Genomic DNA, 2,254 nt, shown 5'->3' with positions numbered 1-2,254 from the left:
AATTTATAGATTTACTGCTCAGGAAATATCTGTAGAAAAGAGACGGGCTGAGTTCATTAGAGATACCAAGAAGATAATAGGAGGATAAATATGGCGTATGATTTTGAAGCTTTACTTAATGATTTAGTTAAAGATAGTGGTGCTGAAGGGGCTGTTTTAGTAAGTCCAGATGGTCTTGCAATAGCATCTGTTTTACCGGAAGGGATAGAAGAGGATAGAGTTGCTGCTATGGGGGCAGCTATTTTATCTTTAGGAGAAAGAGTTGCCTCAGAGTTGAACAAAGGTGGATTAGAACAGCTTTATGTAAAAGGTACAGAAGGTTATGTAATATTTACAGGTGTTAAAGATTTTGCAGTTCTTGGTGTACTGGCACCATCATCTATAAAACTTGGACTTTTATTAATGGAAATTAGAAAAACAATGAGAAAACTTGAAGAGATTATAGGTTAGGAATGGCTTTAACAGGTAATTTAGAAGTATTTAATTTTGTTGATATTTTTCAGGTTTTAAAGAAAGATAAAAAGGATGGTATTTTAGTCGTAGAAAGTGATAATAATGAGCAAAAATTTGGTGTTTATTTTAAACAGGGGGATATTGTATATATAAGACCTGTAAAAAAGGTGTTTTACATATATTTAGATATTGATTTTAATACTGTTTTAAATAAAGAAGGGATAACAAAAGACGATTTATATCAATATTTAGTTTCAAGACTCCCTGTTCTTTTAGCCGTAAAAAAAGGCAAATTTTCTTTTACTCCGGGCTTTATAAAATATACAGATGATATAAAACCTCAGGTTGAGATAGAAAAATTAATCATGTATTTAAGTCGCCAACTTACTGAGCAGGAAGTTGAAAGAAAAATTTCTGATATAAAATTAGTTTATACGAAAGCAGAAGACTGGGAAGAAACAGCTAAAAGAGCATATTTAACAAATATAGAGAAAAAAATACTTTCTGCTGTAGATGGAAAAAAGACTGTAGAAGATATAAAAAATGAGTTAAAAGTAGATGAGCTTGTATTAAAAAGAGCTTTATATGGAATGCTTGCCAGCGGAATAATAAAAAGAGCTAAAAAGGAGAAAAAATTAGGTTTTAATTTAACAAAAGGTTTACTGAAAAAAATCGTAAATATAGTAAAAGGATTGTAAGATGGCAGAAAAACAGATTAAAATAGTCGTTTCCGGACCATACGCAGCAGGAAAAACTCAATTTATAAATACCGTCAGTGAAATTCAAACTGTTCAAACGGAAGCTAAAACTACCAAAACTGGGGAAAAGGAGAAAAAGTCCCATACAACCGTCGCTATGGATTTTGGTAAGATTCGTATTGATGATGAACACGTCCTTTACTTATTTGGAACTCCTGGTCAGTCAAGATTTGATTTTATGTGGGATATTCTTGGAAAAGGAATGGTAGGACTTATAGTTTTAGTTGACAGTACAGACCCAAGCACTTTCCATGAAGCAAGAAGAATTATTAACTTTTTTGAAGCAAGATATCCATCTCCTTTTGTTGTAGGGTGTAATAAACAGGATTTAGAAGGAGCATGGAGTCCAGAAGATATTAGAACTGCTCTTGATTTAGATGAAGATGTTAAAGTTTTACCTTTAATTGCCCTGGATAAAGAAAGCGTCAAAAACGTTCTTTTAGAATTGTTAGAAGAAATAGCCCATCATATTTAGGGCTACTTTTCTAAAACTTTATTTTTCCAGTAATTTGCTTTTTCAATAAGTTCATCTTTATCTAAGACAAGTACTTTTTTATTCAAAACTTTTATTTCTCCGTTTGTAATAACAGTGTCAACGTCTTTTCCGTTTGAAGAGTAAACAATTTGAGTATATGGGTCAAATAAAGGCTGTAAATGTGGGTCTTCAACATCTATCAGCACTATATCTGCATTTTTTCCTATTTCTAAACTTCCAAGTTTGTCTTCCTTTCTTATAGCTTTAGCTCCTTCTATTGTAGCCATTTTTAAAGCTTGCCTTGCATTTAAAACTGTAGGGTCAAGGTTATAACCTTTGTGTAATTTTGCAGCTGTTGATATTTCTCCAATTATATCTAAATCATCATTTGAAGCAGTTCCATCTGTTCCAATTCCCACTGTTATGCCTTTTTCTATCATTTTAGGGACAGGTGCAACTCCTGATGCAAGTTTTAAATTACTTTCCGGACAGTGGGCAATTTTTACGTTGTTTTCAGCAAGAATTTCCATTTCTTCTTCTGTTGGATGAACCATATGAGCTGCTAAAA

The 2,254-nt window shown here is 32.4% G+C and carries 4 protein-coding genes; 3 read left to right on the top strand and 1 reads right to left on the bottom strand.

The features are described from left to right. Positions 1–90: 90 nt before the first annotated feature. Genes HG1285_RS04075 through HG1285_RS04085 form a run of 3 tightly spaced genes read left to right on the top strand, consistent with a single transcriptional unit; the run spans position 91 to position 1,686 of the window. Positions 91–450, top strand: a complete 360-nt coding sequence (locus HG1285_RS04075) for a roadblock/LC7 domain-containing protein (RefSeq protein ID WP_008288725.1) — start codon at positions 91–93, stop codon at positions 448–450. A gap of 2 nt (positions 451–452) precedes the next feature. Further along, complete coding sequence (locus tag HG1285_RS04080) at positions 453–1,151, top strand: DUF4388 domain-containing protein (protein ID WP_008288724.1); 699 nt, start codon at positions 453–455, stop codon at positions 1,149–1,151. Position 1,152: 1 nt separating this feature from the next. Beyond that, positions 1,153–1,686: an ATP/GTP-binding protein gene (locus tag HG1285_RS04085; protein WP_008288723.1), complete on the top strand. Its 534-nt coding sequence runs from the start codon at positions 1,153–1,155 to the stop codon at positions 1,684–1,686. 2 nt (positions 1,687–1,688) lie between these two features. On the opposite strand, the gene HG1285_RS04090 is transcribed toward HG1285_RS04085, so the two are convergent. Next, on the bottom strand, positions 1,689–2,254 hold a 566-nt coding region (locus HG1285_RS04090), incomplete at its 5' end, for an amidohydrolase family protein (protein WP_008288722.1).

This window comes from Hydrogenivirga sp. 128-5-R1-1, assembly GCF_000171895.1.
Note: the sequence above shows the minus strand (reverse complement) of the source record. Positions and strands in the feature narration are given on the sequence as shown.

Bases quoted from the DNA above. Each gene is read 5' to 3' on its own strand.
- HG1285_RS04085 (WP_008288723.1), top strand. From the start codon at position 1,153: ATGGCAGAAAAACAGATTAAAATAGTCGTTTCCGGACCATACGCAGCA.
- HG1285_RS04080 (WP_008288724.1), top strand. From the start codon at position 453: ATGGCTTTAACAGGTAATTTAGAAGTATTTAATTTTGTTGATATTTTT.
- HG1285_RS04075 (WP_008288725.1), top strand. From the start codon at position 91: ATGGCGTATGATTTTGAAGCTTTACTTAATGATTTAGTTAAAGATAGT.